The sequence below is a fragment of the Nocardioides sp. genome (genome assembly GCF_050699375.1).
Taxonomy (GTDB): domain Bacteria; phylum Actinomycetota; class Actinomycetes; order Propionibacteriales; family Nocardioidaceae; genus Nocardioides.
Genome location: NZ_JBOHDN010000322.1, coordinates 1 through 6,230 on the forward strand (window position 1 = coordinate 1; position 6,230 = coordinate 6,230).

At 69.5% G+C, this 6,230-nt stretch carries 4 protein-coding genes and 1 tRNA gene; 4 read left to right on the forward strand and 1 reads right to left on the reverse strand.

Going from position 1 to position 6,230, the window contains the following annotated elements:
* Positions 1 to 192: 192 nt before the first annotated feature.
* A complete protein-coding gene (locus ACRDPS_RS22420) occupies positions 193 to 1,155 on the reverse strand; it encodes a tyrosine-type recombinase/integrase (RefSeq protein WP_431503880.1) in 963 nt (320 codons plus the stop codon).
* A 102-nt stretch (positions 1,156 to 1,257) separates the two neighbouring features.
* On the opposite strand from ACRDPS_RS22420, the gene ACRDPS_RS22425 reads away from it, so the two are divergent.
* From ACRDPS_RS22425 to ACRDPS_RS22440, 4 genes are all read left to right on the forward strand, one after another.
* Positions 1,258 to 2,352: a hypothetical protein gene (locus tag ACRDPS_RS22425; RefSeq protein ID WP_431503881.1), complete on the forward strand. Its 1,095-nt coding sequence runs from the start codon at positions 1,258 to 1,260 to the stop codon at positions 2,350 to 2,352.
* A 58-nt stretch (positions 2,353 to 2,410) separates the two neighbouring features.
* A tRNA-Gly gene (locus ACRDPS_RS22430) sits at positions 2,411 to 2,486 on the forward strand.
* 170 nt (positions 2,487 to 2,656) lie between these two features.
* Positions 2,657 to 3,667, forward strand: coding sequence for a DnaJ domain-containing protein (locus tag ACRDPS_RS22435; RefSeq protein WP_431503882.1), 1,011 nt, complete (start codon positions 2,657 to 2,659; stop codon positions 3,665 to 3,667).
* Between the two features lie 174 nt (positions 3,668 to 3,841).
* Positions 3,842 to 6,181: a hypothetical protein gene (locus ACRDPS_RS22440; protein ID WP_431503883.1), complete on the forward strand. Its 2,340-nt coding sequence runs from the start codon at positions 3,842 to 3,844 to the stop codon at positions 6,179 to 6,181.
* Positions 6,182 to 6,230 lie beyond the last annotated feature (49 nt).

Below are 6,230 nucleotides of genomic sequence, written 5' to 3' on the forward strand. Positions count from 1 at the left end.
TTCCTCCCCGGTCCGCCGCCATGGCACGCACTGGGCGGCGTTGCCCCCGCTCGAAAGACCCCGGTATGCCTTCGCGGGGAGGTCTGAACGAAGTGGCCTTTGCCCAGCACGCACCCTGACGACGGACCAGGGACGAACTATCGGCTCAGACCACTAGTCACTCGTGGGGTCTGCCGGCGCCACCACCAGCACCTACTCGGCGAGGAAGGCGCCGAGGGCGTACGCGGGGTGGCGGTCGAGGTTGTGGCGGCCGCGGTCGTAGCGGCGGGTGGTGCGGGGGTCGGCGTGGCCGGCTGCGTCCTGGACGTCCTCGAGAGGGACGCCGGCTTCGCGGGCGAGGGTGACGAACGTGTGACGGAGGCTGTGTGGGGAGAGCTTGTCGCCGTGCTCGATGCCGGCAGCGGCACCGAGCCTGCGGATGAGGCGGAAGGCTTCGGAGCGGTGCCAGCGGTTGCCGGTGCTGGTGACGAAGAGGGGGCCGTCGGCTCTCGCGTCCAGGTAGGTGTCGAGGGTCTGGGACGTCGCTGGGTTGAGCACGACGTCGCGGCGGGCGCCGCCCTTGCGGGTGATCGTCAGGATGCGGTGGCCGCGGGCGTGGCTGAGGTCGGTCACGTCTGCGCCGAGCGCCTCTGAGATGCGGAGGCCGTCGTGGAGCAGGAGGGTCACCAGCGCGGCGGCGCGGCCGGAGTGCTCTCGAGCGGTGGCGAGGAACGCTCGTGCCTCTCCCCTGTCCATCCCGAGGGTCTGGGAGTCGTTGCTGGTCTTCGGGCGCTTGATGTGCTCGGCCGGGGATGCGCCCAGGACTCCTTCGGCCGTGCCGTAGCGGTAGAAGCCCGCGATCGCCGAGAGCCGACGGGCGATGGTCGCCGGGCTTCGTCGGGTCTCCAGATGGCGGGCGTAGCCGTCGACCATCGCCCGGTTCGCGGTCAGCGGGTCGATCTTCAGCGCCGCACACCAGGCGAACCAGTCGGCGAGGTCTCGTCCGTACGCGGCGCGGGTGTGTCCTGCGTACGAGAGCAGGAACCTTCTGGCCAGTGCCTCAGCCCTCTTCTCGTGGGGCAGCTCTGCGAGGTCTTCGAGGAACAGCTCTCTGACGGATTCCGTCATCGCCGGGGCGGTTTCCGGGGTCTGCGGACGGTGCTCGATAGCGCTCACAAGCACACATCATAATGCCGGTTATGTTGTGCGCGTGGCTGGGGTCTCGATCACGAGGTCTTTAAGTATTCGTTTCGTCTTTGGTCACGCTAGGATGACGTAATGATCGAGATCGACGGTACGGACGAGAAGCTCTGTCGTTTCCCTGGGTGTCCCCTGCGCGCGGCAGCCTCGGAGAGTGGGAGCGGCCGGCCGCCGGAATACTGCGACGACCCTGCCCACAACCGTGCGGCCGCCTGGCGCGAGCGGAAACGGCTCCAACGGGTGGCCGAGACGCGGCCGCCGGAGGAGACCGCGCGCCCGGTGCAGGCGGCTCAGCAGCGCGCCGCCGAGATCACCACTCAGCTGACCCAGCTGGCCGACAGGTTCCTGGATCAGCTGCCGAAGGCGCTCGACGAGCTGCGTACTCTCGGCGACCTGACCGCGGCCGAAGCGCAGATCGCCACCGTGCAGAGCGAGGCGCAGGAGCAGATCGCCGCAGCCGGAGCCCGTGCGGTGCGGGCCGAGCAGGCGCGGCGCGCGGCCGAGGCGGACCGGGACGAGGCAGACGCCGCGGCAGCGGAGGCGCTCGAGGAGGCCGAGCGCGCGGCTAGTTCTCTGGAGGAGGCCCTGACGGCGAAGACCGCGGCCGAGGAGTCCGACCAGGCCGCGCAGCAGGCACTGGAGGAGGCCGAGTCCAAGGCTGCCGCGGCAGGCGAGTCCGCCGCCGCGAGGATCGCCGATCTCGAAGAGGGCCTCGCAGGGGTGACCGCAGAGCGCGCGGCTCTGGCCGAGAGGCTCGAGGCCGAGCAGGCGGCCCATGCCTCGGCCGAGCAGCTCAGGAGGAGGGAGGTGGCCCGCGCCGACCATGCCGAGAAGGCCATGGCGAGGCTGCAGGAGCAGCTGATCGCCGAGAAGAGGGCCGGGGAGAAGGCGACAGCGAGCGCAGAGGCGACGATCTCCGGGTTGCGTACGCAGCATGACGCCGCCCGGGAGCAGATCGACACGCTGCGGGACCAGGTCGCCGACCTCCGCGGCAGCGAGGCCGCCGCCAAGGCCGACCGCGACTCGACCCGCGCCGAGATGGATCGGGAGCGGGCCCACGCGAACGATCGGCTCGAAGACCTCAGGGCCGCTCACAAGGCTCAGATCGCACAGCTGATGGAGCAGCTCGAGCGGCGTACGTCGCCGGTGGATGCCCCCGAGGAGGGTTCGTGACACGCGGTATCCCCAGTTGGAGGTGAGCAGACCACATCCGCTACTGTTCATCTCGCAAGCGGACGTAGCTCAGTTGGTAGAGCGCAACCTTGCCAAGGTTGAGGTCGCGAGTTCGAGCCTCGTCGTCCGCTCCACTTCGAGGGCCGCCCACTGGGCGGCCCTCGTTTAATTTCCCGTGGCGAAACCAGCATCCGGCCGCAACTGCTCTAGGATTTCACTGCTTTGGGATTCTTTGGGCACCGGGTGCGAGATGAACCCGGCGACCGAGGCTGACAACCGGAGGACTGTGCGTGGGGGGCGTTGAGTGAGCGGGAAGTTCATCGACGCCTATTCCGTCCTCCAGATCGGTACGGAAGCGGACGACGCGGCCGTCCGGGCTCGTCACCGCGAGCTCGCGAAGCAGTTTCATCCCGATCGTGGCGGCCGCGCCGCCGACGGCGAGCTGATGATGCGCATCAACCGGGCGCGCGACGTGCTGCTCGACCCGGTCGCCCGAGCGACGCTCGACGAGGAGCTCGCTCGGCGCCGCGGTGAGTCCGCTCCCCCGGGCGCCGCCGGAAATGCTCGGCCCGGGACTCCGGCCACACCGACCGCCAACCGAGACAGACGCTGGCGAGCAGAGTGGGGCAGCGACTCGCCGTGGACCACACCACCGGCCGGGAGCGACTCGCCTGGCCCGGTTCCGCCACCGGCTTCCCCGGTGAGGCCGTCGGCCAACCGTCTGCGTCACTCCTCACGACAGGGACGCCGGGCGAACCCGGCGACGAACCCGGCGAACCCGGCCCTGTCGGCCCGGCAGCAGACCGCGCCGACCCCGCCGCCCCCTGCAGCGAAGACGACACCGCGGCGACGGCCGGTCAATCCCCAGGCTGCCCCGTCACAGCCGGTCCAGCCCCCGCGAGTCCAGCCTCCGGGGGTCCAGCCCCCGCCGGTCCAGTCACAGCCCGTCCAGTCACAGCCGGTCCAGCCCCCACCGGCCAAACAACAGCCGGCGCAGCCGCATCCGCCCCAATCACGGCCGACCAGCTCTCCAAAGGCGAGCCCGCAGCCCACACCGCCGCCGGCGGAGAAGCCGGCCACGGCCTGGTCGCTCTACGCGGTGCCTCTGGATGGGGTATCGGTCGCCGCACTGGTGGCCAGCTTGATCATGTGCGGTCCGTTGGGCTTCATCCTCGGGATCATCGGTCTGGCTCGCACCGCCGACGAGAAGCGGCGCGGACGATGGGCGGCAGTCGCCGGTATCGCCATCGGCAGCCTGACGATGTTGCTTGCGATCGGTTACGTGATGCAGGCGTTGTCTGCGCCCGCACCCTGACGAATGCGTCCGGGAGCGACGCTGCATCCCCAATTCGGAGGATGAGATCGCGAAGTGGAACCGGCGCCGCGGGCCTCTCGCTCAGATTGGCGATCGGCACCCGGGCGTTCGACACGGGGAAAGAATGTCACCGTGCGCCCGCGACCCTGCCGCCAGTAGAGAAGAACCCGTTCAATGAAGCAGCACATCGTCCGGATCGCCGCGCTCGGGCTGTCCACCACCGCCATCATTGGCGCGGGCAGCACCTTCACCGCCGGTTACGCCGCCACCCCGGAGTGCACGGCCGGCTCCGCCAAGCTGATCGAGACCATCGCGGCGGTGACGCACACCGAGTCCCGCTACGCCAAGTCCGTTCCGGGCGCGCACCACGACGCCGTCACCCAGGTCGTGCACCACGAGGCCGCGACCCACGAAGAGCCGGCGCAGTACGCCTACACCCAGCACCAGACCGGCAAGCTCCAGTTCAAGGACTCCGACACCTGGAACCCCGGCAAGGGCTGGGACCGCGCTCCCTCGCTCGACGTGGCGGCAGCCACCATCGTCGACAAGGACGCCTGGGACGAGGTCGTCGAGGTCACCGCGGCGTACGACGAGCCCGACACCGTTCTCTACTACACCGGCAAGCCGGCCGGCTCGACGAACGTCGAGGACGCGGCCTGGGTGCGCTACGCCCCCACCGGCTGGCCGAGCAAGGTCGACACCAAGACCATCACCGAGGCCCCCGAGACCTACGTCTGCGACTTCGTCAAGCCGGTCACGACGCTGCTCAACCCGGAGCCGCTCGTCCGGCCCGGTCACGTGTTCAACCTGCAGACGACCGACAACCACCTCGTCACGAAGACCGTCGGCAACATCTACCGCAGCGGCCAGCTGTTCAAGTCCTTCCAGTCCCCCACCGGGTCGCTCTCGGTGCCGGTGAACCTGCCGGACGGCGCCTACACGCTGCGCTACAACGGGCTCGACTCGGTCGGCAACGTCGCCAGCACCTCGACGTACGACTTCGTGGTCGACGGCACCGGCCCGACAGTGACCGACAAGGGGACCGCCGGTGCGGCCGCCCAGTCGAAGTCGTTCAAGCTCTTCGATGCCCGACGAGTCGACAAGGTCACCATCAACGGCGTGACCAAGGACCTGACCAACGCCAACTGGTCCGACGTCAACGACATCGTCCCTGGCCGCTTCGGCGCCGTCGAGGGCAAGAACACCCTGATCGCCTACGACGAGGCCGGCAACGCCTCCGCGCCTGTCGAGTTCATCCTGGACACCACCGGCCCGGACATCACCGACAAGGGCACCGCCGGGAAGGCCGGCCAGACCAAGTCGTTCAAGCTCTTCGACCCGCGCCACGTCGACAAGGTCACCATCAACGGCGAGACCAAGGACCTGACCAACAACAACTGGTCCGACGTCAACGACATCAAGCCGGGTCGCTTCGGCGGCGTCGAGGGCGTCAACACCCTGGTCGCCTACGACGAGCTGGGCAACACCTCCGAGGTCACCTTCGTCCTGGACGAGACCGGACCTACCGTCACCGACAAGGGCGTCGACGGGGCGATCGCGAAGTCGAAGTCCTACGGGCTCTACGACGCGTACAAGGTCGACAAGGTCACCGTCAACGGTGAGACCAAGGACCTCGCCAACAACAAGTGGTCCGACGTCAACGACATCAAGCCCGGTCGCTTCGGCGGCGTGGAGGGCAGGAACACGCTGATCGCCTACGACGAGGCCGGCAACGCGTCGGCACCGGTCGAGTTCGTCCTGGACACCTCCGGACCGCTGATCACCGAGAAGGACGGCTCCTCGGAGACCAGCCGCTCGTTCAAGCTCGACGACGGCGCGCTCGGGGCGAAGGTCGCCGGGGTGCGGGTCAACGGGACCGACTTCGCGCTCTCGGCCAACCGCTGGTCGGACGCCAACGAGCTCGCCCTCGGCAGCTTCTGGGGTGTCCACGCCGGCGAGAACACGCTGGTCGCCTACGACACGCTCGGCAACGAGACCACGGTGACCTTCACCATCGCAGCCCCGGTGGAGGACGAGGCTGGTGCTAACCCTCAGCCGGAGCCTGAGACCGATCCGGCGATGGACAATGGGTCCAGCGACGAAGCCGCGAGCGTGACCGAGCCGGCAACCGACCTCGGCACGGTGACCGATGTCGGCGCCGCGGCCACGTCCGCCTCCAAGGGAGCGACCAGCGCCGGAACGCCGTCCGACGCAGGCCCCGTCGCGACCACCGTGGCGGTCGCCGGTCCGAAGGCGTGGGCCACGACCGCTCTGGCGCCCGAGCTCGCTCGCGCGCCCCTCGCAGCGGCCGGGACGTCCCAGGGGACGGCATCCACCGTCGCGCTGACCGATGTTCAGACCGGCGAGGAGGTCGACACCGTACGCATCGCGGCCGCCGCACCCGTCGCTGTCGACGAGAGCCTCCCCGGCCTGGGGATCGCGATGGTCGCCGGCGGTGGGATGCTCGCCCTCGGTGCCGCATTCGGGCTGCGCGCCGCTCGCCGACGCGCCTGATCGGACCGCCGGATTCACCGGGCGGCACTTTCCCGCACATGCGGGAAAG